This window comes from Mesorhizobium sp. CAU 1741, from assembly GCF_039839275.1.
GTDB lineage: Bacteria > Pseudomonadota > Alphaproteobacteria > Rhizobiales > Rhizobiaceae > Aerobium.
This window is the reverse complement of the sequence record NZ_JBDOQP010000002.1, coordinates 124,856-150,879: the sequence shown is the minus strand read 5'-3', so window position 1 is coordinate 150,879 and position 26,024 is coordinate 124,856. Positions and strand designations below refer to the sequence as shown.

Here is a 26,024-nt window from a genome sequence, read left to right as displayed (position 1 = left end):
TCGCGACTTGGACATGATTGAAAGCTAACCGGGACAGGACCGGGGATTAGGCAAGGCGAGCATGAACCGCCATAACCGACCCATACGGCGCGGGCCATCCCCCGAACTCATGGGGGTCGTCGCAAGAGGCGCTTCACTGCGCCCGAGACGTTTTCTCCATGACCTGCGCCATGCCTGGCCCTCCATCGCCGTCGCCGTCGCACTCCAGGCATTCATCTACTGGCTGATCATCTTCAATGCCGGGCGCAGCGACTGGCACAATCTCGCTTTCGTGGTTGTCGCGCTCGCCCTGGTGCCGTTGGTCTCGGTGGCGTTGCTCAACTGGCTGCCGCGGCAGGACTTTCCGATCACCACCGCCACCTTCATCACGGTGATCGTCTTCAATTTCGTGGTCGCGGTGCTTGCCGGGCTGCGCATACCGGTGAGCTACACCGGCATTTTGCTGGCGGCGCCCGTGGCGCTGGTCTGCGTCGTCCATGCCGGTTTCCGGCTGCGCCGGGCGCGCAAGGAAAAGATCGCCATCCTCGATTTTCCGCGCGCGCCCGAGATCGCCGGGCTACTCGGAGGCAGCATCGCGGTGCTGAAGAAGCCGCTGCCCGACATTTCCGGTGTCGACCGCGTGCTCATCGACGGTGACGCCCACCATACGCCTGAATGGTCGGCATTCCTGACGCGTCTCTACATGCTGGGGGTCAAGGTGACGCCGTGGATACGCTTCCTGGAGACGCGTCTTGACCGCGTCGACGTCCAGAGTTTCGATCTCCTGCATCTCGCCTACAGTCCGAGCCAGATCTACTATTCGAAGCTCAAGCGCGCCATCGACGTCACCGCCGTGGTCCTCCTGTCGCCGATCGCCGTTCCGCTATGCCTTCTCATCGCGGGTTATATCCGGGTCGTCGACGGAGGGCCGGTGTTTTTCCGCCAGGAGCGTTGCGGTTTCGGCGACAGCATCTTCACGATGGTCAAGTTCAGGACGATGGTGCTGCAGGCGGGCGACGCGCCCGCCCGGCAGAACGACGATCGCGTCGTGCCAGCGCTGCGCTTCCTGCGCCAATTCCGCCTCGACGAACTTCCACAGCTTCTCAATATCCTGCGCGGCGAGATGTCGTGGATCGGCCCTCGGCCGGTGGCCATCCCCATCGCGCGCACCCTGGAGGTGATGCTGCCGCAATATTCCTACCGGCACCTCGTCAGGCCCGGGCTCACCGGATGGGCGCAGGTGTCGCATGGCTATGCGAGCACCCCGCAGGAAGAGGCGGCAAAGCTCGCCTACGACCTTTATTACGTGAAGCGGCTTTCGTTCGACATCGACCTGGTGATTCTGGTGAAGACCGTGCGCATCATCCTGTTCCGCACCGGCGTGCGCTGACTTCACGCTTCCGCGTCGGCTCGTCGACGGACGTGATTGTGGGTTTCCGAGCGACCTTGTTATGGTCCGCCCGATTCTGACTGTTGAGGACAAGACCATGAGCATCAACCCCACCGTCTATGAGCAGTTGATGCTCGAAATGATCAACTGGGCGCGGGCCAACCCGACCGCCCAGGCAAACGCGCTGGGCATCGACCTCAACGCGTCGCTGGCGCCCGGCACCATTTCCGGCACCGCCAAGCAGCCGCTCGCCTTCAACGCGACGCTGATCGACGCCGCGCGCGTCCACAGTCAGTGGATGCTGGACGCCGACGTGTTTTCCCACACCGGGCAGGGCGGCAGCAGCCCCGGCGACCGGATGGGCGCGGCTGGCTACGATTTCTCCGGCGGTTGGGGCTATGGCGAGAACATCGCTTGGGGAGGCTCGACGGGCGCCATCGACATGCAGCAGCAGACGATCGGCCGCCACGAGGGGCTGTTCGTCAGTTCGGGCCACCGCGTCAACCTCATGAATGACGATTTCGTCGAGGTCGGCGTCGGCATCCTGCAGGGCGCCTTTACGTCAGGAGGCGCGGCTTACAACGCCGCGATGGTGACGCAGAATTTCGCCTATAGCGGCAACAAGACCTTCCTGACCGGGGTGATCCTCGACGATCAGGATGGCGACCGGTTCTACGATATCGGCGAAGGCGTGGGCGCCGTGACGATCGAGGCAACCGGCCAGTCCGGCACGTACTCGACCACGAGTTGGGCGGCAGGCGGATACAATCTCGAGGTTCCTGCAGGCAACTATGCCGTCACCTTCACCTATGCCGGCAAACAGGTGACGTCGAACGTCACGGTCGGCCAGGACAACGTCAAGCTCGATGCCACGCTGGGCGAGATGGGTGCCGGGACAGGCGGCGGTGCCGTTGACGACACTTACAATACCGGTGCCGGAAACCTCAGTTTCGACGGCGGCGCCGGAAATGACACGGTGGTTTATGCAGGCGCGCGCTCGGATTTTTCAGCTTCCATCGAAGCGAGCGGCGCGGTGCTCATCCAGAAGCCGGACGGGATCGACACGCTGGTGTCCATCGAGCGCGCGGAGTTTTCCGACGGCGTTCTGCTTTTCGACGTGGAAGGCGCCAACGGTCCTGCTGCCTATCGGCTCTATGGCGGGGCGTTCGACCGAACCCCTGATGAAGGCGGTTTCCTGTTCTGGGCTGACTACCTCAATGATGGCGGCACCTTGCTCGACGCCGCGGCCGGCTTCATTGCCAGTGCGGAGTTCAGTTCGCTCTATGGCTCCGGTCTGACGGATGCCGAATTCGTCGACCAGCTCTACCTGAACGTGTTGGGACGTCCCGGCGAGGAAGCCGGCGTCGATTTCTGGAACGACTATCTCGCCGATGGCGGCGCGCGCTCCGCCGCGCTGGTCAACTTCACACAGCTTGCCGAGTATGTCGGGCTCAGCGCCCCGGATATCGAAGACGGCTACTGGGTCGCCTGACGAGTCCTCGGTCCCGGCACCCTGGCATCTCCTGGACTCTTCTAAATCGCGTGCTGGCTATTGACCGGTCGCGGCGTGTCTTGTCTGTTTGGCATTCCGTTCCGTCTCCCAAGGACTGAAGCAGACCGCGCGCAATGCACTATCAAGCACGTTCCCCCATCGTTTATGCGGTGGGCGGAATGGCCGCCATGGCTGTTGCCATGGGTATCGGCCGTTTCGTCTATACTCCGATCCTTCCGTCAATGATGGACAGCGTCGGCCTTTCATCATCGGATGCCGGGCTCATCGCGTCGTCTAACTACGCCGGCTATTTCCTTGGCGCGGTGCTGGCATCCGGCAATTGGGGCCAGGGCAGGGAGCGAAGCATCGTGCTGGTGGGACTAGTGGCCAGTGCCGTGCTGGCTGCGCTGATGGGCCTGACCGAGAACGTCGCGGCTTTCCTTGCGATCCGCTTCTTCGCCGGAGTGACAAGCGCGCTCGTCATGGTTTTCAGCTCGACGATCGTGGTCTCCCGGCTGGCGGCCGCTCAGCGTGGGGATCTACAGGTCTGGCATTTCAGCGGCGTGGGTGTCGGCATTGCCCTGTCGTCACTGATGACCGGCTCGCTTTTGGTGGCGGGCGCCGGGTGGCAGGCAAACTGGCTCTGGGCCGGCGGTCTTTCCCTGGCCGGATTTCTCGTGGTCTGGCTGCTGATCGATCCCGGCCCTGCGCTTGTCGGAAAACCGACGGCGGAGCCGCCGATGCCCAAGAGCCCGGCGCTGACCCGGACCATTCTTGCCTACGGTCTGTTCGGCTTCGGCTATATCATCACCGCCACTTTCCTCGTGGCGATCGTGCGCGCGGGCGAGGCGGGACGGCTGTTCGAGTCCGTTGTCTGGCTCGTCACGGGCCTGGCGATCATCCCGTCCGTCTGGCTGTGGGGATTCGGCGTGCGCCGCTGGGGCCTTCCCGCCATGCTGGCGATCGGCTGCACGGTCGAGGCGGTCGGCGTGGGCGCCAGCGTCGCGATGGGAAGCTATGTCGGGCCGCTCATCGGTGGCCTGCTGCTGGGTGGAACCTTCATGGCGGTTACGGCCTACGGTTTCCAGTTGGGGCGACAACTGGCGCAGGAATCGCCGCGTCGGGTCATAGCATTGATGACAGTGGCGTTCGGGTTCGGACAGATCCTCGGGCCGATCGCGGCTGGCTTTCTTGCGGACCGCACGGGCAGCTTCACCGCGCCATCGCTGCTGGCCGCGCTGGTCCTGCTGCTTTCCGCTTTTGTCGTCAGGGGAGCCGGCAAAGCGTCCTGACGCGCCATTTTTCGGCGTCGCCTCTTCCATGATGGCGGATTTCGGCTTAAACGCATGGCCAGCGATGCTTGGCGCGCGACTGCGCCCGAATTTTTCCCATGCGATGCCGGTGAGTGATGTCGGACGACAGTTTCTTTCGCGAAGTAGACCAGGAGATGCGCCAGGACCGGGCGAAGGCGCTTTGGGACCGCTATGGGCCCGCCGCCATCGCGCTGGCGGTCGCCGTCGTGCTCGCAACGGCCGCATGGGTCGCATGGGACTATTGGACCCAGTCGCAGGCCAACCAGTCGGGTGACGACTACTCCCAGGCATTGACGCTTGCGCGCGAAGGTCGCACCGAGGAGGCCAAGGCCGCCTTCGAGCAGCTCGAGGCAGACGGTTATGGTGCCTATCCGGTTCTGGCACGCATGCGCGCGGCCACGCTGCTCGCCGAGGAAGGCGACCATGCCGGCGCGATCGCTGCTTTCGACGAGGTTTCGTCCGACGGCTCCGTGCCACAATCGATCCGCGACATGGCGGCGTTGCGTGCCGCGCTGCTGCTGGTCGACCACGGTTCCTACGAGGATGTCTCGGCCCGGGTCGAGGCGCTTGTCGCGGAGACCAACGCTTTGCGCCATTCCGCACGCGAGGCTCTCGGGCTGTCGGCATGGAAGCATGGCCGCATGGAGGATGCCTCGGCCTTGTTCGGCCAGATCCTCGATGACGAGGGTGCGCCCCGCAATATGCGCCAGCGAGCTGAACTCATGTCCGAACTGATCCGCGGTTCGGGTTCATCGTCCTGATCGGGGCCTGATATGGGCTTCAAGGTAGCGATCATCGGCCGACCGAATGTCGGCAAGTCGACGCTTTTCAACAGGCTGGCCGGTCGCAAGCTTGCGCTCGTGGACGATACGCCGGGCGTGACGCGCGATCGTCGTGTCAATTCCGCCAAGCTGTATGACCTGCGCTTCGAGGTCGTCGACACGGCCGGCCTCGAAGACGCTGCGGCTGCCTCGCTTGAAGGCCGCATGCGCGTCCAGACCGAGGCCGCGATCGACGAGGCCGACCTGATTCTGTTCCTGGTCGATGCCAAGGTCGGGCTGATGCCCGACGACCGCACCTTTGCCGACGTCGTGCGACGTACGTCCAAGCCGGTGGTTCTCGTTGCCAACAAGGCCGAGGCGCGCGGTGCCCAGGCCGGCATGCTTGAAGCGTGGGAACTGGGTCTGGGCGAACCGATCCCGATCTCGGCCGAGCACGGCGAGGGCATGCCGGATCTACGCGAGGCCATCATCGCCGCCTTGGGCGAGGACCGGGTCTTCGAAGACGACGAGGACGAGGCAGCGCCGGCGCGCGGCGGTGAAGCTTTGATCGGCGAGGACGTCGACGATCCTGATGACGAGACGGTTCCCGAATATGACGCTACCAAGCCGCTGCGGATCGCCGTGGTCGGTCGGCCAAATGCCGGCAAGTCGACGCTGATCAACGCCTTCGTCGGCGAGGAGCGCCTCCTGACTGGCCCCGAGGCGGGCATCACGCGTGATTCGATCACCGTCGATTGGGATTGGCGTGGGCGTCACATCAAGCTTTTCGACACCGCCGGCTTGCGCCGCAAGGCCAGAGTGCAGGAGAAGCTGGAAAAGCTATCCGTGGCAGACGGTTTGCGGGCCATTCGTTTTGCGGAAGTCGTCGTCATCGTGTTCGACGCGACGATACCGTTCGAAAAGCAGGATCTGCAGATTGCCGACCTGATCATCCGTGAGGGACGTGCTCCTGTTCTCGCCTTCAATAAATGGGACCTGATCGAGCATCCACAGGAACTGCTTGCGGAATTGCGTGAAAAGACCACGCGCCTCCTGCCGCAGGTACGCGGGTTGCAGGCGGTAACCGTATCGGGCGAAACCGGCAGGGGCCTCGACAAGCTGATGGAGGCGGTGGAGAAGACCCATCGAGTCTGGAATCGCCGCATCTCGACCGGCAAGCTCAACCGCTGGCTCGAAGGCGTGCTCGGCCATCACCCGCCGCCGGCTGTTGCCGGGCGCCGTCTCAAGATCAAATACATCACGCAGGCCAAGACGCGCCCGCCGGGCTTCGTGCTTTCGTGCACGCGCCCGGACTCGATGCCGCAATCCTACATCCGTTATCTCGTCAACGGACTGCGCGAGACCTTCGACATGCCGGGTGTTCCGATCCGGATGGTGTTGCGCGCATCGGAAAATCCGTTCGCCAACAAGGCGAAAAAGAGAAACTGATTCAGTCACATTGCCGCCGCACCGACCGCGTTAACCCTCCTTCAAGGTTAATGCATCACTATCGACACTGTGTTGGGTGATGCGTTTCTGGAGAGTTTTTGTGCAGCGTCGTATGGTTTCGCGCCGGCGGGACATCGCTGGTGGTTTGCGCTCTTTCGCAGCGCCCCTGGTGATCGGTCTTGCAATCTGGGCAGGTTCGCCGACACAGACGGCATATCAGGACATGGCAAGCCTCGTATCCGGCGTCGAGCGGACGGGTGCGCGCTGGGGGGCCTTCGTGGAGAAATCCGCGCTGGGCTCCGTTCATCAGGCCGAGATGCCTTTTCTCGATGCCACGCCTACCGGCTCGATCGCGGGTGGCGGCCTCTCGACACCGGGCGTCGGCACCGTTGCCCTGCGCGGCAAGGCAGCAGCCAGCGATACGCCGGATGAGGCTCGAGTCAACCGCAGCGACAAACGCGGTCGCGTGGTCAATGTCGCTCCCGTCGCGCCGCCTCGCTCGTTCAACGCAGGCTCCGTCTTCGAGCGGACCAGCTCGCTCCTCGATCCCGCTTCGGACGTCGGGGTCGAGATGAGCTTCGTGGTCCCCGAGATACAGGGCAAGGAAATCCAGATCGCCGGTGCCTTCCACCTGATGGAAGACAAGTCCGAACCCGGCGTTCCGGCTTTCCTTGCTTCTCTGGTGACGAATGAGAAGGCCGACATATTGGCAACCGCCTATGCGCCCGCCGAGCCGGACTATGCCCGTGCATCGCCCTTCGCCAGCCTGCTGAAGCACGAAGTGGCCGGGGCAGGGCGCTTCATTCCCCCGGTGCCGGAGGGCGACCATCCATGGATGCGCACGCCGCTGCCGGCGAGCGTGTTCTCCTCGGCTGAGCAGAAATGTCTTGCGGAAGGCATCTACTTCGAGGCGCGCGGCGAGGACGTGCTTGGCCAGTCGGCCGTGGCACAGGTCATCTTGAACCGCGTGCGCAATCCCGCCTATCCGAGCACGATCTGCGGCGTGGTCTATCAGAACAAGAGTTGGCGCAACCGCTGCCAGTTTTCCTTTGCCTGCGACGGCACGCGACCGCGCGTGCGCAGCGCGCAGCACTACAAGGTGGCGCAGGAGGTCGCGATGGCGGTCACGGCGGGCAAGATCTTTATCCCGGAGGTCGGTTCAGCCACGCATTATCACGCCACCTATGTCCATCCGCGCTGGGCGCGCACCATGGAAAAGATGAAGAAGATCGGCCTGCACGTCTTCTATCGCACCTATGGCGGAGGATGGCGCTAGCGCCCGGATGCCGGGGATTCGGGGCGCCGAATCCGCCGCCTCAGCGACGACGCATTGTCGCAGTCAATTAAAATATTGAAATCATTATAAAATCGACGGCGCTTTCAACCGCTTTCCCCGGCTTGACTGGGGAGAGGCCCCTAACTATGTTGCGCGCGACTTTGAAAGCGGGAAGTCCATGCCGTCAGGACCGGAAAGTCGCCAAGACGATCTGGCTCGTCGCAGCCAGGAACTCGAGGCGAAGCTTGCAGCCAGGCGACCGGCCCGCAGCGAAGAAGACAAAGGCTCTGGAGCCGGCGGTGCCGTCGGCTACGGGCAGGCACTGAAGCTATCGAGCGAGTTCATCGCTGGCATAGCGGTCGGGGTGGGCATAGGATGGCTCATCGACACGATGGCGGGAACCTCGCCATGGGGTCTGATCATCTTCCTGCTCCTTGGTTTCGTAGCTGGTGTGCTCAACGTCCTGCGTTCAGCGGGGATGATTGCCCAGCCAGGGTCGCCGTCGGCGCAAGACCGCGCGGATGGACCCGACAGGAATTAGCTGCGCGAGCGCGCGCGTGACGTATCGAGGGGGTCCAGGTTGGCCGACGATCCAATTCACCAGTTTCAGATCTCCGATCTGATACCGATCGAGGTCGGCGGGCTCGACCTGTCCTTCACCAATGCGTCGCTGTTCATGGTGGCGACCGCTGCCGGCGCGAGCGCGTTCCTCTATCTGACCACCGCCAGCCGCAGCGTCGTTCCCAATCGCCTGCAGTCGGTCTCGGAGATGTCCTACGAGTTCGTCGCGAACATGCTGCGCGATGCCGCCGGCACGGCTGGCATGAAATTCTTCCCGCTCGTGTTCTCGCTGTTCATGTTCGTGCTGGTCGCGAACCTGTTGGGCATGTTCCCTTACTTCTTCACCGTCACCAGCCAGATCATCGTCACCTTCGCGCTGGCGCTGCTGGTGATCGGCACCGTGCTCGTCTACGGTTTCTGGAAGCATGGCTTCAAGTTCCTGAGGCTGTTCGTGCCGAGCGGAGTGCCCGCGGCGGTGCTGCCGATGGTGGTGATCATCGAGATCATCTCGTTCCTTTCGCGCCCGATCAGCCTTTCCGTGCGTCTGTTCGCCAACATGCTGGCAGGCCACATCACGCTGAAGGTCTTCGCCGGCTTCATCGTCTCGCTCGGCTCGCTTGGCGCGGTTGGGGTCGCAGGTGCCGTCCTGCCGCTGATCATGACGATCGCCATCACGGCGCTGGAGTTCCTGGTGTCGTTCCTGCAGGCATACGTGTTCGCCGTGCTGGCCTGCATGTACCTCAACGACGCGATCCATCCGGGTCACTGACGCATACCATCCACTGGCGGCCAAGCCGTCGACAGAAAACCGCAATCTTGAAAGTCACAAGGAGTTTGACATGGAAGCGGAAGCAGCACGTTACATCGGCGCAGGTCTCGCCTGCCTGGGCATGGCCGGCACGGCTCTCGGCCTCGGCAACATCTTCGGTGCCTACCTCTCGGGCGCCCTGCGCAACCCGTCGGCAGCCGATGGCCAGTTCGGCCGCCTGATCTTCGGCTTCGCGGTGACGGAAGCGCTCGGCATCTTCTCGCTGCTGATCGCACTGCTGCTGCTCTTCGCCGTTTAAGATCTGAAGCTGCACAGGCCGGCTGCGGTGGCGCGGCCGGCTTCTACCTGACAGGGGATGCCCATGTTCGTGGCGCCTGCATTTGCGCAGGAATCGACGGAAACCGAGCAACACACCGAGACCGGTGCCGAGCACGGCGCGGAAGGAATTTTCCCTCCCTTCGATTCCTCGACCTATGCATCCCAGCTACTTTGGCTGGCGATTACCTTTGGCCTGTTCTACCTGTTCCTGAACAAGGTCGTACTGCCGCGGATCGGGGGGATTCTCGAAGTCCGCAGCGGTCGCATCGCGCAGGATCTCGACCAGGCCGCCAAGCTCAAGGAAGAAGCCGATGCCGCAGTGGCGGCATATGAGCAGGAACTTGCCGACGCGCGCAGCAAGGCCAATACCATCGGCCAGGAAGCACGCGATAGCGCCAAGGCCGAGGCCGAGGCTGAACGCCGCAAGGTCGAAGCCGCACTCGAATCTCAGCTCGCCGAGGCCGAAGCCCGCATCGCGCTTATCAAGGATGCCGCGATGCGTGACGTCGGCCAGATCGCCGAGGAGACCGCTGGCCTGATCGTCCAGGAACTGGTGGGTGCCAAGGTGGAGAAGTCCGCTGTTTCGGCAGCGGTTCGGGCTGCGAAAGGGTAAGTCATGGATGCGACATTCTGGGCGACAGTCGCCCTTTTCATCTTCCTCGCCCTGGTGACCTACCTCGGCGTTCCCAAGATGATGGCCAAATCACTCGATGCGCGTGCCGACCGTATTCGCAACGATCTCGAGGAGGCACGCCGCCTTCGTGAAGAAGCCCAGCAACTTCTGGCCGAGTACCAGAAGCGGCGCAGGGAGGCCGAGAAGGAGGCAAGCGACATCATCGCCGCCGCCAAGCACGAGGCGCAGGTGATCGTCGAGGACGCCAAGCAGAAGACAGAAGAGTATGTGGCCCGCCGCAATGTCCTGGCCGAGCAGAAGATCGCCCAGGCGGAGCGCGACGCGGTGGCAGAGGTGCGCAGCCGTGCCGTCGACATCGCCGTCGACGCCGCAACCAAGCTTCTTGCCGACAAGATCGATGCAAAGACCGACACCGCGCTTTTCAAGTCGACGCTTGATGACGTGAAGGCCCGGTTGAACTGATCCGGCTCTTTGCGTGAAAGTCTGTCGAGCGCCGCCTTCGGGCGGCGTTTTGCATTGCGGCTCAGGCCTTGAATGGTGCGAACGACATCCGGTGCATGCGCGCCACCGGTCCGTGGGCGGTGACCGCCTCGCGATGCCGGACCGTCGCGTAGCCCATGTGGAGTTCAAACCCGTAGCGACCGTCGCAAGAGCCCGCGCGGGACATCATCCGATCGCGCATCACCTTGGCAACGATGGAGGCGGCCGCGATCGATTGTGAGCGCTGGTCGCCCTTGACCACCGCCCGACCGGCGCAGGAAAGCCCCGGCGGAACATCGCGACCATCAGCGAGGACCATCAGCGGTGCCGTGTACAGCCCGGATACCGCGCGGCGCATTGCTTCGAGGCTCGCCTTGCGGATATCCCCGGCATCGATCGACCCGGCGCATACCGACGCGAACGACACCGACACGGCGCGCGCGAAGATTTCGGCAAGCACCAGCTCTCGAGCCTTGGCGTCGAGACGTTTGGAATCGTCCAGCCCATCCGGGATGTTGTCGGGGTCCAGGATCACGGCGGCGGCGACGACCGGCCCGGCAAGCGGGCCGCGGCCAGCCTCGTCTGTGCCCGCAACCGGCCAGTGCCCCTCGCGGCGGGCGGTCATTTCGAGCGAGAAATCCGGACGGATGGGCAGATCGCAGAGGAGCGGAGAATCAGAGCGCGCGCGTTGCATGGTGCGGCGATGCTCGCATTGGCTCTGATTCTCCGCAAGGCCTTCCCGCCAATGGGGCGGGGCGGGAAGGCTCCGTCGGCTCGAGGGGACAGGGAGGCCGGACGGAACTGAATGTCTGAAACCTGGCGGAAGCGCACGCGTGGCGCCTGCAGTGGCCGAGCCTCAGAGCAGCATCAACTGCTCCGCGCCGCCACCCGGCTTCTTGAAGAGATCGGACCGCAGCCGCTGCTTCTCGGCGTTGAGCCCCAACCGCTTGGCAGCGATCTCGAAACGCCGCCCGATCTGCCACGCATATGGCCCGGCACCTTTCATCCGCTTGCCCCACTCGGCGTCGTAATCCTTGCCGCCGCGCATGGAGCGGATCAGCGAGATCACGTGCCTGTAGCGATCGGGATAATGACGCAGCAGCCAGTCCTTGAAGATCGGGGACACCTCCAAAGGCAGCCGCAGGATGATGTAGCCGGCCTCGCGCGCGCCCGCCGCATGAGCCGATTCGAGAATCCGCTCGACTTCCTGGTCAGTGAGCCCCGGGATCACCGGGCCGATCATAACGGATGCGGGGATGCCGGCATCCGAAAGCGTCCGAAGGGCTTCAAGGCGCTTTGGCGGCGTCGCGGCGCGAGGCTCCATCGTCCGCGCCAGCTTCCGGTCGAGCGTGGTGATGGACAGCGCCACCTTGGCCAGACCCTTTTCCGCCATGCGGCCGAGGATGTCGATGTCGCGGGTCACCAGCGCCGACTTGGTCACGACGCCGACCGGATGGTCATGCGCTTCCAGAACCTCCAGCACCTCGCGCATGATGCGCCATTGCCGTTCAACGGGCTGGTAAGGATCTGTATTGGTGCCGATGGCGATCGTGCGCGGTTCGTAGCCAGGCTTGGCCAGTTCGCGCTCAAGCAGGCGCGCCGCATCGGGTTTGGCAAACAGCTTCGATTCGAAATCGAGCCCCGGCGACATGCCCATATAGGCGTGGGTCGGCCGTGCGAAGCAGTAGACGCAACCATGCTCACAACCGCGATAGGGGTTGATCGAGCGGTCGAACGAAATGTCGGGCGAACTGTTGCGGGTGATGATCGTGCGCGGCTTCTCGACCTGAACTTCCGTCTTGAACGGAGGCAGCTCCTCGAGCGTGCTCCAGCCATCGTCGAAGACGTGCCGCGAAATCGGTTCGTATCGTCCCGATGGGTTGATGCCCGCCGCCCGGCCGCGCCGCCGGTCGAAGCCGACGCGCATGCCGCTCTCGTCGATCATCGCGTTCGCAAGCGGCGCGCCGCCTTGTGCGAACGCCGCGGCATCAGCCTGTCTGATCGGTTCCATTTGCGCCTCCGTGGCTGGCGACTCGCGTCGCCGTGATGAAACTATTCCTATTTTGGAGGAGAGAACAAAGCAAGAACTTTCTTTGTTGCACTGCAATGCTGGCCTTGAAGAACGCTTTCGGCTATGTCGCATTCATGCTCTCAGTCGTCATCGAGACACGAAATCACGAGGATGCGCTGGCGCGCACGCTTGCGTCGCTCGTCGGCGGCGCGGTCGAAGGCGTGGTGCGTGAAGTGATCGTGTGTGATGCCGGCTCTTCGGATCGCACCCACACGGTCGCCGACCATGCCGGCTGCCATTATCTCGCGGATGCCCACCTCGAAGCCGGCATACGGCAGGCGCGGAGCGAGTGGCTGCTTTTGCTTGAGCCCGGCGCGCGGCTGCTCGATGGCTGGATGGACGCGGTTCTTGCCCATGCTGGCGATGCGACCGGCCCGGCCCGCTTCCAGCGTGCCAGGCAGTCGAAACAGCCTTTCCTCGCGCGCATCCTGTCAGGTCGACGGCCACTTGCCGAGGGACTGATGATCACGCGTCGCCAAGCGTTATCGCTGTCTCAGCGGGAACCGTCGGCCGCAGCAATCGCAAAGGCGATTACAGCCCGCAGGCTCGGCGCGGAAATTGTCGTCGCGCCGTTCTCCAAGGGCTAGGCCGACTTGGCCGCGCCACGCTTCAGATGCTCGTCGAGGCGCGGCATGATCTCGACGAAGTTGCATGGCATGTGCCGATAGTCGAGCTGCGGCTTGAGGATCTCGTCCCAACCGTCGCGGCAAGCGCCCGGCGAGCCGGGAAGGGCGAACACGAAGGTGGCGTTGACGACCCCGCCCGTTGCGCGCGACTGGATCGTCGAAGTCCCGATCTTGTCGTAGGAAATGCGGTGGAAGACTTCGGAAAAACCGTCCATGCGCTTTTCGAACAGCGGCTCGAGCGCTTCCGGCGTCACGTCGCGGCCGGTGAAGCCGGTGCCACCGGTGGTGATGATCACGTCGATAGCCTCGTCCCGCGCCCAGCGCCCGACGATCTCCCTGATCGCATCGACGTCGTCTGTGACGATTTCGCGGGCGACGAGCCTGTGACCGGCGTCGCCGACGCGGTCGGCGAGCGTCTGGCCGGAGCGGTCGTCGGCAAGCGACCGCGTATCCGACACGGTCAGGATGGCAATGCCGACCGGCACGAACGGGCGGCTTTCGTCAAGTCGCGACATCGGCTGAGACCCTTTCGATCGTGTTGGTGGCCTGGACATACCATGATGGCTCGCTGCTTGCGATCACCTCCGCTGCGCGCCGAGCCTCGTCCAGACTGGCATACAGCCCGAAGCACGTTGCGCCAGAGCCGGACATGCGCGCCATCGCGGCGCCGCTGTGCCGCAGGGCCTGAAGTGTATCGGCAATCGGCGGTGCAAGCGAGGCGGCGGTGTCCTCAAGGTCGTTGCGCGTCGACGCCAACCACCCGACGAGTCCGGCGAAATCAGGACGCGGATCGAGCGCCGGCATCGGTGCGTTGTCCCTGCTGGCCAGCGCACGGAAGATCGCAGGTGTCGACACCGCAACGCCCGGATTGACGAGCACCATCGCCAGGGCCGGCAATCCTTCCACATGAGTGATCGCGTCACCGATTCCACGCGCGATCAGAGGCCGGGCTTCCATGCACATCGGCAGGTCCGCACCCAATTGCAGCGATTCAAGCGCGATCTCGTCAAGGGACACGTCCGGACGCCAAAGGCAGTGCAGCGCGCGAAGTATCGCCGCCGCGTCACTCGAACCGCCACCGATGCCGGAGGCGATCGGCAGGTTCTTTTCCAGGGCGATGTGGACGGGAATGGTCGTTCCGGTCAACCGACGCAGCATGTCGCGCGCGCGCAGCACGAGATTGTCGGCATCGCTTTCAAGTCCGGACGAAAACGGCCCGGAAATGTCGAGCGTGTCGCGATCGGCCCGACGCACGCGAATACGATCTCCGGCCTCGGTGAAGACCACCAGCGTGTCCAGCAGGTGGTAGCCGTCCGCGCGTCGCCCGGTGACGTGCAGGGCAAGATTGACCTTTGCCGGGGCATGTTCCGAAATGAACTGGATCATCAGTGGCGGGCCGGCCCGCTCAATCCTTCGGCAGGTGATACTCGCCGGTCTTGGGGTCCTTGACCAGGGTGCCCTGGCTGCCGGTCCGGCGCTCCGCTTCGGCACGCTTTGCCTTGGCGGTGATCTTCTCTGCCTCTCGCACGAACGAACGATAGCCCACATAGGCAACCACGCCGACGAGAGAGAAGAATATCAGTTGCGGCATCTCCTGGTCTCCTCGGTTTCGCGGCGTTTGCATCGCGTGTCTACGACCGCCGAGTTTAGTTGATTTCAGCGTCCAGTCAAAGGCCGAGCCGGTTCCACAAAGCCCGCTCCTCCGCCGCGCTGACAAGCCCGTCCGCCGCAGACGCGGTCATTTCCGGGAGCTTGCTGCCGAAGATGCCCAGTCGGCGCCCGAACAACCCCTTCGGCATCGACACAAGTTGCAGCTTCGTCTTGTCGCCGTAGCGCTGCCTGAGGAAGGAGCGAATATCTCCAAGTCCGTCCACGAGGCCAAGTTCGAGGCCCTTCTTGCCCGTCCAGAACAGGCCGGTGAAGAGGTCGGGATGGTTGGCGAGTTTCGCGCCGCGCCGTTCCTTTACGAGGTCGATGAAGGTGTCGTGGATTTCTAGTTGCAGCGCCTTGATGCGCTCCACGTCTTCCTTCTTTTCCGGCTTGAACGGATCCATTACCGACTTGTTCTGGCCCGCCGTGTGCACCCGCCGCTCGACGCCGATCTTCTTGATCAGGTCCTGGAAACCGAACGAGGCAGAAATCACGCCGATCGATCCAACGATCGACGACGGATCGGCGATGATCTCGTCGCCGGCGAGCGCGATCAGATAGCCGCCGGAAGCCGCCGCGTCCTCGACGAAGACGATGACGCGCTTGTTCTTTTCCTCGGCAAGGTCGCGAATGCGCTTGTAGATGAGACGCGACTGGACCGGCGAGCCGCCGGGCGAGTTGATGGCGATCGCGACGGCGGGAGCATCCTTTACGGCAAACGCCTTTTCGATCAGCCCTGCCGTGTTCGCAATAGACAGATTCTGGCGAAACTGGCCGCCTCCGGCCATGATCGCGCCCTGCAGGCGGATGACGGGAATGGTGACGCCACTCGGGCGCATGGAGCGGGGTAGAAGGCGGCTGAACAGTCGTCTCACGAGGGGCGTTTCTCCAATGTGTCAATGTCGCATGTAGGCATTCGGCGCGCATGCGCAATATCGGAGCCGAAAAGGCGCCGCTTCAGTCTCCGAAAAGCGAGGCTCGCCCATTGTTCACCGCCTCGGCCTCGGTGGAGAACCTGTCGCTGCCGCTGTCGTGCACGATGAGGGGCGGCATCAACGACAGTGGCGCGCGCGAGGCACGCACTGCCCGCACCAAGATGCGGATGGCGGGTTCCGACGCACGCGGGTGCACCGGCTTGACCCAGGGGTTGCCGAACCGGCCTTTCATCGCCGCGAGGATCGCCGGCAGCGACTGGGGACGCGCGATGATTGCAAGGCCGCCGCGCGGCCGCACTATCGCCGCGGCCGTACGCAGCCAGCGCTCGAAGAGATCTTCATCCATGACGTGCGCCTCGCGCCGCAAAAGGTCGGGAGACGGCCGGTCGACCGCGGCGTTGAATGGTGGATTCATGATCGCGAAGTCGAAGGCGCCATCGTCGAGCCCTGCGGCATGGCGTGCCATGCCGGTAAGGGTTACGTCGGCGAGGACGACATCGGCGCGTCCATGGATGCGTGCATTGGCTTCATGCGCGATCGAATGGCGCGCGCAGGCCGCCATCTGCGGCGATCGCTCGATGAGGGTCACGCGTGCCTGCGGGCAGCGCGACGCGACGGCCAGCCCTGCTGCGCCTGCGCCTGCGCCGAGATCGGCGAGGCGGCCGGCGAACGTGCCCGGCACTGTGGACGCCAGCATCATCGCATCGGTTCCCGCGCGATGCCCCTTGGCAGCCGGCTGCACGAGATGGAAATCACCACGGTGAAACGCATCCAGCGTGACGGGACCGGCGAGGTCGTCACCCGGCAGCGATGCACCGGCGCTCATCCGTCCTTCATCTCGCCGGCGATGCCTGCGTCGCGGAGCAACTCGCGCGCGCTGTCGGCTTCATCGTCAGCGATCATCACACGTCGGGGAAGAATGCCCAGCGAGCCTTCGATGATGCTCATGTTCTCGTCGGCGACGAAGAACGACAGACCCGCGTCACGCAGCAGGGCCTCGACGAAGGAAATGAGCACCGGGTCGTTGGAACGCAGGAGTTCGATCATGGTGGAACGCTCTCAGTTTGGCCGCGCTTTGTAAACGACTTTGACTAACGGGGGAAAGGTGGCTTTCCGTGGACCGTTCCGCGCCAATTCGCCACTTGCCGTGTGGGGTTCGTCTGCCTAGAGTTCGGCCGCAATGGCGGCTGGTTGCCGCGCAGTCGGGAGTTCCACAGGTGGGTGTCGTACTGAATATCGAAGGTGGCCGGCGGGAGAACCCGTCGATCGAGGCCATGGTATCGCTGACGGCGCAAGATATGGGGCGTGTCAACGAACTGATCCTCTCCAAGGCCGGTTCCGACGTCGAGATGATACCCGAAGTCGCGAACCACCTGATCTCGTCGGGAGGCAAGCGGCTTCGCCCCATGCTGACGCTCGCCGCGGCGCAGATGTTCGACTATTCCGGCGATTCGCATGTCAAGCTCGCCACCAGCGTGGAGTTCATGCACACCGCGACCCTGTTGCACGACGACGTCGTCGACGAAAGCGACCTGCGGCGTGGCAAGCGGACGGCGCGGATGATCTGGGGCAACCAGGCAAGCGTGCTGGTCGGCGATTTTCTTCTTGGCCAGGCGTTCCGGATGATGGTTGAGGTCGGTTCGCTCGACGCGCTCGACATCCTGTCGACCGCCGCATCGGTCATCGCCGAGGGCGAGGTCATGCAGCTTGGCGCGGCCAAGAACCTGGAGACGACGGAAGACGACTATCTCGCGGTCATCAAGGCCAAGACGGCGGCGCTGTTCTCGGCGGCTGCGGAAGTCGGCCCGATCGTCGCCGGCGCGTCGAAGACCGACCGCGCGGCGCTGCGCTCCTACGGGATGAATCTCGGTCTTGCGTTTCAGCTCATCGACGACGCGCTCGACTATGGCGGCGACTCCCACAGCCTCGGCAAGAATGTCGGCGACGATTTCCGCGAGGGCAAGGTGACGCTGCCCGTCATCCTCAGCTACCGTCGCGGCGCTTCGGAAGAACGCAGCTTCTGGAAGGATGCGATCGAGAACGGCCGCAGCGATGACGAATCGCTCGAGCACGCGCGCGCACTGATGACGAAGCATGGCGCCATCGGCGACACGATCGGCCGCGCGCGGCATTTCGGCGAAATCGCGCGCGATGCGCTGGCGCCGCTGAAGAAGACGCCGCAAAAGCAGGCGATGCTCGACGTGATCGACTTCTGCATCAGCCGGGTCAACTAGCCCTGCGTCGGGGCGGATTGCACCCATAGCCATATCGTGAACGAACGCGCATTGAACGGCGTCCGCAAAAAGGCCATGCTTTTGGCCTTCAAAAGCCCACCGCTGAGTCCGCTCTCCGCGCATGCCGGATCGACAGGAAGGGAAGCAATGCCGCTTGGAACTGGACGTTTGATCGCTGCCGCCGGGGTCGCAGCCCTGACGCTGATCGGAAGCCCCGCAACCGCCAGCGAACGCGAAGCCGCTCGGGTCTATTCGCTTTCTGGAGCATTTCTGGCGGCGCGCACCGCCGACAGCGACAACGATCTCGAAGCCGCGATCGCCTACTACCGGCGTGCGCTCTCCTTCGACCCCGACAATCAGGCGGTTCAGCAAAGCCTGCTGCTCGGGCTGATCTCAAACGGCGAGTTCGACAAGGCGCTGCCCTATGCCGAAAAGCTCAAGGAAGCCCCCGATGTCGAACGCTTCTCGCGCCTGGCGCTGGGAGTGGACGCGATTCGCAAGGGAGACTACGCCAACGCCGAGCACTTGCTGAAACTCACGCTGGAATCCGACCTCGACAGGCTGATCACCGGGATCATGACCGCCTGGGCGAAGCTGGGCGGCGGTGATGCCTCCGGCGCGCTGGCCCACGTGGACAACATGTCGGGCCCCGAATGGTACAATATCTTCGTGGCCTATCATCGTGCGCTCATCGCCGAGCAGGGGGGAGACGCCGCAACCGCGCGCGCCGCCTATGAATCTGCCTCCACCAACGTTTCTGCGGGCGCGGCCGCGCCGGATGCCTATCTGCGCCTGATGGAAGCCTATGCCGGCTTCCTCGCCCGGCAAGGTGATGATGCGGCAGCGCTTGCTGTACTCGATCGTGCCGACGAGTTCGCATCCGGACGCCTCACCATCGAAGTGTTGCGGGCCCAAATCGAGGCGGGCACGGAGATTGAGCCGCTTGTGCCCGATCCCGCGGCGGGCGCCGCCGAGGCCCTGCTGAACCTCGCCACCGCGCTCAACCGCAGCGGCGGCGAATCCTTCGTCCGTCTCTATCTGCAATACGCGCTTGCGCTTCGGCCCGAAAACGACGCCATCCTCATCCAGCTTGCGGGCGTGGCCGAACAGCAGCGTGACGCCGAGACGGCGATCATGCATTACCAGCAGCTTCCTGAAACGTCACCGATGAAGCCGGTCGCGGAGCTTCAGCTCGGACTGAACCTGGCCGACCTCGAACGCTATCCGGAAGCGGAACGTCATCTCAAGTCGTCGATCGAGAGCGACAAGAACGACATGCGCGGCTATCTCGCGCTCGGCGGCGTCTATGCCCGGCAGGAGAACTATGCCGCTGCCGCCGAACTCTACGACGAAGCCGTGTCGCGTCTGGAGGAGCCCACTCAGGCTGACTGGAACATCTTCTATCAGCGCGGCATCGCCCTGGAACGCTTGAAGCGCTGGGAGGAAGCGGAACCGAATTTCCGTCGCGCACTGGAGCTGTTTCCTGACCAGCCGCAGGTGCTGAACTATCTCGGCTATTCCTGGGTCGACATGAACACCAACCTCGAAGAAGGCATGGAGATGATCCGCCGTGCCGTCGAGTTGCGGCCAAGCGACGGCTACATCGTCGACTCGCTCGGCTGGGCGCATTATCGCCTCGGCCAGTTCGACGAGGCGGTGAAGGAACTGGAGCGTGCGGTGGGCCTGATGCCGGCCGATCCGGTGCTCAATGATCACCTGGGCGACGCATACTGGCGTGTCGGACGCAAGCTTGAGGCCACGTTCCAATGGCGCCACGCTCTCGCACTCGATCCCGATGATGCCGTGCGTTCGGAAGCGCAGCGCAAGCTCGCGGAAGGCATGAAGCCCTTCGAACAGCGTGCCGAGGCGGAAGCGGAGGAAGCTGAGGTCGAGACCGCGGCGTCCGGCATCGTGCCTCTGCCCGAAGGCGCGCGGCCGGCACCGGCTGAACCGAACGTCGAGACGGTATCGGTGAACGAGAACGTCCATGTCGTGGCGCCGGGCCAGTCGCTCTGGTCCATCGCTGCCGATGTCCTTGGCGACGGCAATCGCTATCCGGAGATTCTCGACCTGAATCCGTCCCTTCAGGGCGATCCCGGACGCATCGTCCCCGGACAGCAGCTTGTAGTGCCACCGTCGAACTGAGCGGCAACGGCGTAGCGCCAACGCGTGTAGCGAGGACTCGAGCCTCCCCGCGCGCTTGACGCTCCACGGTCGCCGCTTTAGGAGGTGGCCAACCCCGCCACAGCCCTTCCGAGGCAAGCCGTGAACGCACAAATCCCCGCCCACATGCATCCCAGCCGCTCGTTCCAGGGCTTGATCCTGACGCTGCACAACTACTGGGCTGAATATGGCTGCGTCGTGCTCCAGCCATACGACATGGAAGTGGGCGCTGGCACGTTTCACCCTGCGACCACGCTGCGCGCCTTGGGGCCGCGTCCATGGAACGCCGCCTATGTTCAGCCGTCGCGTCGTCCGAAGGATGGCCGCTATGGCGAGAACCCCAACCGCCTGCAGCACTATTATCAGTACCAGGTGATCCTCAAGCCGAACCCGTCGAACCTGCAGGAACTCTATCTCGGCTCGCTTGAGGCGATCGGCATCGATCCGCTCGTGCATGACATCCGTTTCGTCGAGGATGACTGGGAAAGCCCGACGCTCGGCGCCTGGGGGCTGGGCTGGGAATGCTGGTGCGACGGCATGGAAGTGTCGCAATTCACCTATTTCCAGCAGGTCTGCGGCATCGAATGCGCACCCGTCGCGGGGGAGTTGACCTACGGCCTCGAGCGCCTTGCGATGTATGTCCAGGGCGTCGACAATGTCTACGACCTGAACTTCAACGGTCGCGAGGGAGCTGACAAGGTCAGCTATGGCGACGTTTTCCTCCAGGCCGAGCAGGAATACTCGCGGCACAATTTCGAGCATGCCGATACGTCCATCCTGTTCCGGCATTTCGAGGATGCGGAGCGCGAATGCGCTGCGCTTCTGGCCGCGGGCGCCCCGTCGCCTGACGCAAACCAGCCTCTCCACAGGATAGTCCTGCCGGCCTACGACCAGTGCATCAAGGCCTCGCACGCGTTCAATCTGCTCGACGCGCGCGGCGTGATCTCCGTCACCGAGCGGCAAAGTTACATCCTGCGGGTACGAAACCTCGCAAAGGCCTGCGGCGAAGCATTCCTGCAGACCGATGCCGGCGGCTTCGGATTCGAACGGGCGGCCTGATTCTCCCGCTTTCCTTTAGGGAACCCTCGGGCTAGATTTCGCCAAACGGCAGAGGGGGACCAAGTATGGATTTCGGATTCGGTACGATTGCCATCGTCGTCCTCGTTGCCCTCGCGGGCTACGTCATCGTCGTCTACAACGCGCTCGTGCGGGCGCGCCAGATGGTGAAGGAGGCGTGGTCAGGCATCGACGTCCAGCTCAAGCGGCGCGCCGACCTCATTCCCAACCTGATCGAGACGGTGAAGGGCTATGCCGGCCACGAGCGCCAGACGCTCGAGGAGGTCACCGAATTGCGGACGCGCGCACAAAGCCTCCCCAGCGATGACGTCGCCGGACGCGCGCAGGTGGAAGGCATGCTGAGCCAGGCGCTGGGGAGGCTTTTTGCGGTCGCCGAAGCCTATCCGGACCTGAAGGCCAACGAGAATTTCCTGCAGATGCAGACCACGCTGGAAACGCTGGAAAGCGAAATCCAGATGTCGCGGCGCTACTACAATGGCGCGGCGCGCGATCTCAACATCCGCATCGAGAGCTTTCCGTCCAACATCGTCGCCAACACATTCGGCTTCACCAAGGCGGATTATTTCGAGATCGAGAACCCGGCCGACCGCGCCGTTCCCAAAGTCTCGTTTTCCTGAAGGCCGGCCCCTGCATGAAGCTGCTCGCGCCATTTCTGCTGCTGGTGATGCTTGCGTTCGGCATGGCGTCGGGCGCGCAGGCCGCCGAGGAAATCCGATCGTTCCATTCCGAGATCGATGTCGGCTCCGACGGCACCTTGCGGGTGAGCGAAGACATTACCGTCAATGTTGAGGGACGGCAGATATCACGCGGGATTTTCCGCGATATTCCGGTGCGCTACGAGGACGCGGCGGGCCGTATGCGCGAAGTGGATCTCGACGTTGTCTCGGTCACGCGCGACGGCAGCGACGAACCTTTCGCGGTGGAGCGAGGCTCGGGCGTCGTGCGTATCCGGATCGGCGATGCCGGGGTGCTGCTTCCGCATGGCGAGCACGTCTACGACATCACCTACGACACCACCCGGCAGATCCGGTTTTTCGAGGACCACGACGAGCTTTACTGGAATGTCACCGGCAATGGATGGGATTTTCCGATCCTTGCAGCAAGTGCCGAAATCCGCCTGCCGAACGGAGCGCAGGCAACCGACGTCACTTACTACACAGGCCCCTTCGGTTCGACAGAACAGGCCGCGAGCGCGCAACGTCTGGACGGCGGCAACCGCATCATCGTGGAAGCGGACACGGAATTGGGCCAGCGCGAGGGGCTGACTGCCGTGGTTGCCTTTCCCAAGGGTGTCGTCTCGCCGCCGACCGAAGCGGAAGAGCGCATGGCCTGGCTCCGCGAGAATGCCGGGCGGATCGTCGGCGGCATCGGCCTTCTCGTTGTGCTGGCGTATTATTTCTGGGCCTGGAGCCGTGTCGGCCGTGACCCGCCCGGCGGTGTCGTCGTGCCACGCTGGACCCCGCCGGAGGGCGTTTCCCCCGCGCTCGTCAACTATATCGAACAGCGCGGCTTTCGCGGCCAGGGCTGGGACGCGTTTTCGGCGGCGATGATCAATCTCGGCGTGAAGGGACACGTCGAACTCGATGATCTGGAAGGCGATCTGACGATCCGCCGCAAGGGCACGGGAACGCCTGCCGACGCGTCGGTCGGCGAAGCGGCGATCCTTTCCCACCTGCCTGGAGACGGCGACGAACTCACCGTCGACAAGAACAATGGCGAGCGCGTGCAGGCCACCGGCCTTTCGTTTCGCACCGCGATCGAGAAGGAACACCGAAACCGCTACTACCGCCAGAATGCGGGCTACCTTGTCATAGGTGTGGTGCTCTCACTCCTCGCGTTGGCGGGGACGCTGCTGCTGGGCAATATCGACGTGGAAACCATGGCGGCCGGAATGGGCGTGGTGATCCCGGCGGTGATCATCTCGATCTTTGCCGTCAATCTTGGCAGACGCTGGCGCTCCGCTCGCAGTCTCACACAACGGCTCATCGTCGTGGTGACCACCGCATTCGCCGGCTTCATCGCGCTCACGGTCCTGTCCGGATTTGGATTCCTCTTCTTTGAATCCGATTTCGACAGCGCGGTGCTCTCTATCGCCGGTGGTCTCGTCATCACCAACGTCGTTTTCATTTACCTGATGGGCGCGCCGACCCCGCTGGGAAGCAAGTTGACGGAGGAGATCAAGGGCCTGAAGCAGTACCTGACGCTTGCCGAGCAGGACCGCATGAACATGCAGGGCGCGCCGCAGATGTCGCCGCGCCATTTCGAGACATTGCTTCCCTATGCCGTCGCGCTCGGTGTCGAGAAGCCATGGTCGCGCGCTTTCGACGCCTGGCTGGCGACAGCCACGGCGGCTGGTGCGGCGGCGGCGGCCTATGTCGGACCCGGCTGGTATCATGGCCGCGGCTTCAACGGCGACTCGATTGGCTCCAGCCTTGGCGGCGTCGCCGGTTCGCTCTCCAACAGTTTCACCGCATCCCTTCCTGCTCCGAAATCCTCGTCTTCCGGTTTCAGCGGCGGTGGCGGTGGAGGTGGCTTTTCGGGTGGCGGTGGCGGTGGCGGCGGCGGCGGCGGCTGGTAAAATCAGCCGCAACCCATGACAAAGCGCGGCCGGCTTGCTAGAGGCAGCGCAACCAACTGCACAGCACGGCGAACCATCCCATGCCCGACCTACTTCTTGAACTCCGCTCGGAAGAAATCCCCGCCCGCATGCAGCGCAAGGCTGCAGGCGACCTGAAGAAGATGGTGACGGACGGTCTGGTCGGAGCCGGCCTCACATATGAGGCGGCGACGGAGTATTGGACACCGCGCCGGCTGACACTGGACGTTCGCGGCCTTACCGCGCGCTCCAAGGATGTGCGCGAGGAGCGCAAGGGCCCATCCACGAAGGCGCCCGAGCAGGCCATCCAAGGCTTCCTGCGCTCGGCCGGGCTTTCGTCGGTGGATGAGGCGCAGGTTCAGTCCGACCCCAAGAAGGGCGACTTCTACGTCGCGGTCATTTCGAAGCCCGGGCGCGACGCGCAGGACGTGATTGCCGACCTCATGCCCTCGGTGGTCCGGGATTTCCCGTGGCCCAAATCGATGCGCTGGGGGGCGGCCTCCGCGCAGCCGGGCTCGCTGCGCTGGGTGCGTCCGCTGCAGTCGATCCTGTGCACCTTCGGCCCGGAGACCGAGGAACCCGTCGTGGTTGATTTCGAAGTCGACGGCATTCGCGCCGGGAACGTCACCTACGGCCACCGCTTCCACGCGCCGGACGCCATCGTCGTGCGCCGCTTCGACGACTATGTCGCCAAACTCGAGGCCGCCAAGGTGGTTCTCGATGCCGAACGGCGCAAGAGCATCATCCAGGACGATGCCCGCAACCTTGCCTTCGCCAGCGGGCTGGAGCTTGTCGAGGATGACGGGCTTCTGGAAGAGGTGTCCGGTCTCGTCGAATGGCCGGTGGTGCTGATGGGCGAATTCGAGGAGGCCTTTCTCGGCATCCCGCCAGAAGTGATCCGGCTGACGATCCGCGCCAACCAGAAATGTTTCGTCACGCGGCCTCGCGGGGAGGACGAGCGTTTGGCCAATCGCTTCATCCTGACGTCGAACATCGAGGCGAAGGATGGCGGCAAAGAGATAGCCTACGGCAACGGCAAGGTCGTGCGCGCGCGCCTCTCCGACGCCGTGCATTTCTGGAAGACGGATCAGGCCGACCTGCCGGATCGCGATACGCTGGTGGAATCCGCGACAAGATTCGCGCTCGACCTAGCGAAGCCGCTCGACCAGCGCATGGCACGCCTCGATCATCTCGGCGTCACCTTCCATGCCAAGCTGGGCACGCAGGGCGAACGCGTCGCGCGCATCGTGGCGCTGGCACGGGAACTGGCGCCGATCGTCGGCGCCGATCCGGACGAGGCCGCACGCGCGGCCGTTCTGGCCAAGGCCGACCTGCAGACCGAAGTCGTCGGCGAGTTCCCCGAACTGCAGGGCGCGATGGGCCGCAAATATGCGCTGATCCAGGGAGAAACCGCCTCGGTCGCCGCTGCCATCGAGGAGCATTACCGCCCACAGGGCCCATCGGACGTCGTGCCGACCGATCCGGTGTCGATCGCCGTGGCGCTGGCCGACAAGCTCGACACGCTGGTTGGATTCTGGGCCATCGACGAGAAGCCGACGGGCTCCAAGGACCCCTACGCGTTGCGAAGGGCGGCGCTGGGTGTCATTCGGATCGTGATCGAGAATGGTGTAAGGCTCAAGTTGCTGTCGGCGGCGAACGGCGGCGCCGACCTCCTCTCCTTCTTCCATGATCGCCTGAAGGTCTATCTGCGCGACAAGGGCGCGCGGCACGACCTGATCGACGCGGTGATCTCGCCGGAGGAAGACGACCTGCTGCTGGTCACCAGCCGGGTGGCGGCGTTGGGCATATTCCTTGATTCCGAGGACGGCCAGAACCTTCTCGCCGGCACCAAGCGGGCGGCCAACATCCTTGCCGCCGAGGAGAAGAAGGGCACGGCGATTGCCGATGCCGTCGACCCGGCACTGTTTGCGGAAGCGGCTGAGACGGCGCTCTACGATGCGGTGAACCAGGCAGAGATGGAAACGGCGGAAGCGATTCAGAAACAGGACTTTTCCGCCGCCATGCTCGCACTGAGCGTGTTGCGTGAACCAGTTGATTCGTTTTTTGAGAAAGTCCTGGTCAACGACCCTGACGCCAGGGTTCGCGCCAACCGCCTCGCGCTGCTGGCACGCATCCGCAGCGCCACAGGCCAGGTCGCCGACTTCTCGAAGATCGCTGGGTAGGACGGCCAGCCGATGGCGATTATCGTCCACTGATACATGCCGGAACGCTCCACGTGCACTACCCGCA

General features: G+C 63.9%; 26 protein-coding genes. 18 read left to right on the top strand and 8 right to left on the bottom strand.

The features are described 5' to 3' along the window. Positions 1–61 precede the first annotated feature (61 nt). The 11 genes from AAFN84_RS07735 to AAFN84_RS07685 all read left to right on the top strand — a co-directional run bounded on the left by AAFN84_RS07735 (position 62) and on the right by AAFN84_RS07685 (position 10,404). Positions 62–1,369, top strand: a complete 1,308-nt coding sequence (locus AAFN84_RS07735; protein WP_347513985.1) for a sugar transferase — start codon at positions 62–64, stop codon at positions 1,367–1,369. Positions 1,370–1,466: 97 nt separating this feature from the next. Further along, entirely contained in the window at positions 1,467–2,861 is a 1,395-nt protein-coding gene (locus AAFN84_RS07730; protein ID WP_347513984.1) for a DUF4214 domain-containing protein, read from the top strand. 179 nt (positions 2,862–3,040) lie between these two features. Next, a complete protein-coding gene (locus AAFN84_RS07725; protein ID WP_347513983.1) occupies positions 3,041–4,153 on the top strand; it encodes a YbfB/YjiJ family MFS transporter in 1,113 nt (370 codons plus the stop codon). 116 nt (positions 4,154–4,269) lie between these two features. Further along, positions 4,270–4,935: a tetratricopeptide repeat protein gene (locus AAFN84_RS07720; RefSeq protein ID WP_347513982.1), complete on the top strand. Its 666-nt coding sequence runs from the start codon at positions 4,270–4,272 to the stop codon at positions 4,933–4,935. Between the two features lie 12 nt (positions 4,936–4,947). Continuing rightward, the gene (gene der, locus AAFN84_RS07715) at positions 4,948–6,384 is read left to right on the top strand and encodes a ribosome biogenesis GTPase Der (RefSeq protein ID WP_347513981.1); all 1,437 of its coding nucleotides are present in this window, start codon (positions 4,948–4,950) and stop codon (positions 6,382–6,384) included. Between the two features lie 112 nt (positions 6,385–6,496). Further along, a complete protein-coding gene (locus AAFN84_RS07710) occupies positions 6,497–7,660 on the top strand; it encodes a cell wall hydrolase (RefSeq protein ID WP_347515076.1) in 1,164 nt (387 codons plus the stop codon). Positions 7,661–7,838: 178 nt separating this feature from the next. After that, positions 7,839–8,201, top strand: a complete 363-nt coding sequence (locus AAFN84_RS07705) for an AtpZ/AtpI family protein (protein ID WP_347513980.1) — start codon at positions 7,839–7,841, stop codon at positions 8,199–8,201. Between the two features lie 39 nt (positions 8,202–8,240). After that, entirely contained in the window at positions 8,241–8,990 is a 750-nt protein-coding gene (locus tag AAFN84_RS07700) for a F0F1 ATP synthase subunit A (protein WP_347513979.1), read from the top strand. A gap of 70 nt (positions 8,991–9,060) precedes the next feature. Next, entirely contained in the window at positions 9,061–9,288 is a 228-nt protein-coding gene (locus tag AAFN84_RS07695) for a F0F1 ATP synthase subunit C (RefSeq protein ID WP_347513978.1), read from the top strand. 63 nt (positions 9,289–9,351) lie between these two features. Beyond that, entirely contained in the window at positions 9,352–9,921 is a 570-nt protein-coding gene (locus tag AAFN84_RS07690) for a F0F1 ATP synthase subunit B (RefSeq protein ID WP_347513977.1), read from the top strand. A 3-nt stretch (positions 9,922–9,924) separates the two neighbouring features. Continuing rightward, complete coding sequence (locus AAFN84_RS07685) at positions 9,925–10,404, top strand: F0F1 ATP synthase subunit B (RefSeq protein ID WP_347513976.1); 480 nt, start codon at positions 9,925–9,927, stop codon at positions 10,402–10,404. A gap of 61 nt (positions 10,405–10,465) precedes the next feature. Here the strand turns inward: AAFN84_RS07685 and AAFN84_RS07680 are convergent, their stop codons facing one another. Further along, on the bottom strand, positions 10,466–11,116 hold the full coding sequence (locus tag AAFN84_RS07680; protein WP_347513975.1) for a ribonuclease HII: 651 nt from the start codon (positions 11,114–11,116) through the stop codon (positions 10,466–10,468). Positions 11,117–11,278: 162 nt separating this feature from the next. Next, positions 11,279–12,433 carry a PA0069 family radical SAM protein gene (locus AAFN84_RS07675; protein ID WP_347513974.1) on the bottom strand — a complete coding sequence of 385 codons (1,155 nt, stop codon included), beginning with the start codon at positions 12,431–12,433 and terminating at the stop codon, positions 11,279–11,281. A 134-nt stretch (positions 12,434–12,567) separates the two neighbouring features. Here AAFN84_RS07675 and AAFN84_RS07670 point away from each other — a divergent pair, with 134 nt between their 5' ends. Continuing rightward, a complete protein-coding gene (locus tag AAFN84_RS07670) occupies positions 12,568–13,080 on the top strand; it encodes a glycosyltransferase (RefSeq protein ID WP_347515075.1) in 513 nt (170 codons plus the stop codon). Here the strand turns inward: AAFN84_RS07670 and moaB are convergent. The 6 genes from moaB to AAFN84_RS07640 form a co-directional block, all read right to left on the bottom strand. Continuing rightward, entirely contained in the window at positions 13,077–13,634 is a 558-nt protein-coding gene (gene moaB / locus AAFN84_RS07665) for a molybdenum cofactor biosynthesis protein B (protein WP_347513973.1), read from the bottom strand. The genes AAFN84_RS07670 and moaB overlap by 4 nt on opposite strands. Continuing rightward, positions 13,621–14,505: a 4-(cytidine 5'-diphospho)-2-C-methyl-D-erythritol kinase gene (locus AAFN84_RS07660; RefSeq protein ID WP_347513972.1), complete on the bottom strand. Its 885-nt coding sequence runs from the start codon at positions 14,503–14,505 to the stop codon at positions 13,621–13,623. The genes moaB and AAFN84_RS07660 overlap by 14 nt, the downstream gene beginning before the upstream one ends. A gap of 19 nt (positions 14,506–14,524) precedes the next feature. After that, on the bottom strand, positions 14,525–14,710 hold the full coding sequence (locus AAFN84_RS07655) for a hypothetical protein (protein ID WP_347513971.1): 186 nt from the start codon (positions 14,708–14,710) through the stop codon (positions 14,525–14,527). 76 nt (positions 14,711–14,786) lie between these two features. Further along, positions 14,787–15,644 (bottom strand): S49 family peptidase, encoded by an 858-nt coding sequence (locus AAFN84_RS07650; RefSeq protein WP_347513970.1) that lies wholly within the window; start codon positions 15,642–15,644, stop codon positions 14,787–14,789. A gap of 82 nt (positions 15,645–15,726) precedes the next feature. Next, entirely contained in the window at positions 15,727–16,530 is an 804-nt protein-coding gene (locus AAFN84_RS07645; RefSeq protein WP_347513969.1) for a methyltransferase, read from the bottom strand. After that, complete coding sequence (locus AAFN84_RS07640) at positions 16,527–16,751, bottom strand: DUF2007 domain-containing protein (protein WP_347513968.1); 225 nt, start codon at positions 16,749–16,751, stop codon at positions 16,527–16,529. The genes AAFN84_RS07645 and AAFN84_RS07640 overlap by 4 nt, the downstream gene beginning before the upstream one ends. 170 nt (positions 16,752–16,921) lie before the next feature. On the opposite strand from AAFN84_RS07640, the gene AAFN84_RS07635 reads away from it, so the two are divergent. From AAFN84_RS07635 to glyS, 6 genes are all read left to right on the top strand, one after another. Then, positions 16,922–17,938, top strand: coding sequence for a polyprenyl synthetase family protein (locus AAFN84_RS07635; protein WP_347513967.1), 1,017 nt, complete (start codon positions 16,922–16,924; stop codon positions 17,936–17,938). Positions 17,939–18,085: 147 nt separating this feature from the next. Further along, on the top strand, positions 18,086–20,083 hold the full coding sequence (locus AAFN84_RS07630; RefSeq protein WP_347513966.1) for a tetratricopeptide repeat protein: 1,998 nt from the start codon (positions 18,086–18,088) through the stop codon (positions 20,081–20,083). A 120-nt stretch (positions 20,084–20,203) separates the two neighbouring features. Then, positions 20,204–21,160 carry a glycine--tRNA ligase subunit alpha gene (locus tag AAFN84_RS07625; protein WP_347513965.1) on the top strand — a complete coding sequence of 319 codons (957 nt, stop codon included), beginning with the start codon at positions 20,204–20,206 and terminating at the stop codon, positions 21,158–21,160. Between the two features lie 65 nt (positions 21,161–21,225). Continuing rightward, the gene (locus AAFN84_RS07620) at positions 21,226–21,795 is read left to right on the top strand and encodes a LemA family protein (protein ID WP_347513964.1); all 570 of its coding nucleotides are present in this window, start codon (positions 21,226–21,228) and stop codon (positions 21,793–21,795) included. Between the two features lie 14 nt (positions 21,796–21,809). Next, positions 21,810–23,756, top strand: coding sequence for a DUF2207 domain-containing protein (locus tag AAFN84_RS07615; protein WP_347513963.1), 1,947 nt, complete (start codon positions 21,810–21,812; stop codon positions 23,754–23,756). Between the two features lie 80 nt (positions 23,757–23,836). Next, positions 23,837–25,957, top strand: coding sequence for a glycine--tRNA ligase subunit beta (glyS, locus tag AAFN84_RS07610; RefSeq protein WP_347513962.1), 2,121 nt, complete (start codon positions 23,837–23,839; stop codon positions 25,955–25,957). The last annotated feature ends 67 nt before the right edge of the window (positions 25,958–26,024 follow it).

Bases quoted from the DNA above. Each gene is read 5' to 3' on its own strand.
- AAFN84_RS07735 (WP_347513985.1), top strand. From the start codon at position 62: ATGAACCGCCATAACCGACCCATACGGCGCGGGCCATCCCCCGAACTC.
- AAFN84_RS07730 (WP_347513984.1), top strand. From the start codon at position 1,467: ATGAGCATCAACCCCACCGTCTATGAGCAGTTGATGCTCGAAATGATC.
- AAFN84_RS07725 (WP_347513983.1), top strand. From the start codon at position 3,041: ATGGCCGCCATGGCTGTTGCCATGGGTATCGGCCGTTTCGTCTATACT.
- AAFN84_RS07720 (WP_347513982.1), top strand. From the start codon at position 4,270: ATGTCGGACGACAGTTTCTTTCGCGAAGTAGACCAGGAGATGCGCCAG.
- der (WP_347513981.1), top strand. From the start codon at position 4,948: ATGGGCTTCAAGGTAGCGATCATCGGCCGACCGAATGTCGGCAAGTCG.
- AAFN84_RS07710 (WP_347515076.1), top strand. From the start codon at position 6,497: ATGGTTTCGCGCCGGCGGGACATCGCTGGTGGTTTGCGCTCTTTCGCA.
- AAFN84_RS07705 (WP_347513980.1), top strand. From the start codon at position 7,839: ATGCCGTCAGGACCGGAAAGTCGCCAAGACGATCTGGCTCGTCGCAGC.
- AAFN84_RS07695 (WP_347513978.1), top strand. From the start codon at position 9,061: ATGGAAGCGGAAGCAGCACGTTACATCGGCGCAGGTCTCGCCTGCCTG.
- AAFN84_RS07690 (WP_347513977.1), top strand. From the start codon at position 9,352: ATGTTCGTGGCGCCTGCATTTGCGCAGGAATCGACGGAAACCGAGCAA.
- AAFN84_RS07685 (WP_347513976.1), top strand. From the start codon at position 9,925: ATGGATGCGACATTCTGGGCGACAGTCGCCCTTTTCATCTTCCTCGCC.
- AAFN84_RS07680 (WP_347513975.1), bottom strand. From the start codon at position 11,116: ATGCAACGCGCGCGCTCTGATTCTCCGCTCCTCTGCGATCTGCCCATC.
- AAFN84_RS07675 (WP_347513974.1), bottom strand. From the start codon at position 12,433: ATGGAACCGATCAGACAGGCTGATGCCGCGGCGTTCGCACAAGGCGGC.
- AAFN84_RS07670 (WP_347515075.1), top strand. From the start codon at position 12,568: ATGCTCTCAGTCGTCATCGAGACACGAAATCACGAGGATGCGCTGGCG.
- moaB (WP_347513973.1), bottom strand. From the start codon at position 13,634: ATGTCGCGACTTGACGAAAGCCGCCCGTTCGTGCCGGTCGGCATTGCC.
- AAFN84_RS07660 (WP_347513972.1), bottom strand. From the start codon at position 14,505: ATGATCCAGTTCATTTCGGAACATGCCCCGGCAAAGGTCAATCTTGCC.
- AAFN84_RS07655 (WP_347513971.1), bottom strand. From the start codon at position 14,710: ATGCCGCAACTGATATTCTTCTCTCTCGTCGGCGTGGTTGCCTATGTG.
- AAFN84_RS07645 (WP_347513969.1), bottom strand. From the start codon at position 16,530: ATGAGCGCCGGTGCATCGCTGCCGGGTGACGACCTCGCCGGTCCCGTC.
- AAFN84_RS07640 (WP_347513968.1), bottom strand. From the start codon at position 16,751: ATGATCGAACTCCTGCGTTCCAACGACCCGGTGCTCATTTCCTTCGTC.
- AAFN84_RS07630 (WP_347513966.1), top strand. From the start codon at position 18,086: ATGCCGCTTGGAACTGGACGTTTGATCGCTGCCGCCGGGGTCGCAGCC.
- AAFN84_RS07620 (WP_347513964.1), top strand. From the start codon at position 21,226: ATGGATTTCGGATTCGGTACGATTGCCATCGTCGTCCTCGTTGCCCTC.
- AAFN84_RS07615 (WP_347513963.1), top strand. From the start codon at position 21,810: ATGAAGCTGCTCGCGCCATTTCTGCTGCTGGTGATGCTTGCGTTCGGC.
- glyS (WP_347513962.1), top strand. From the start codon at position 23,837: ATGCCCGACCTACTTCTTGAACTCCGCTCGGAAGAAATCCCCGCCCGC.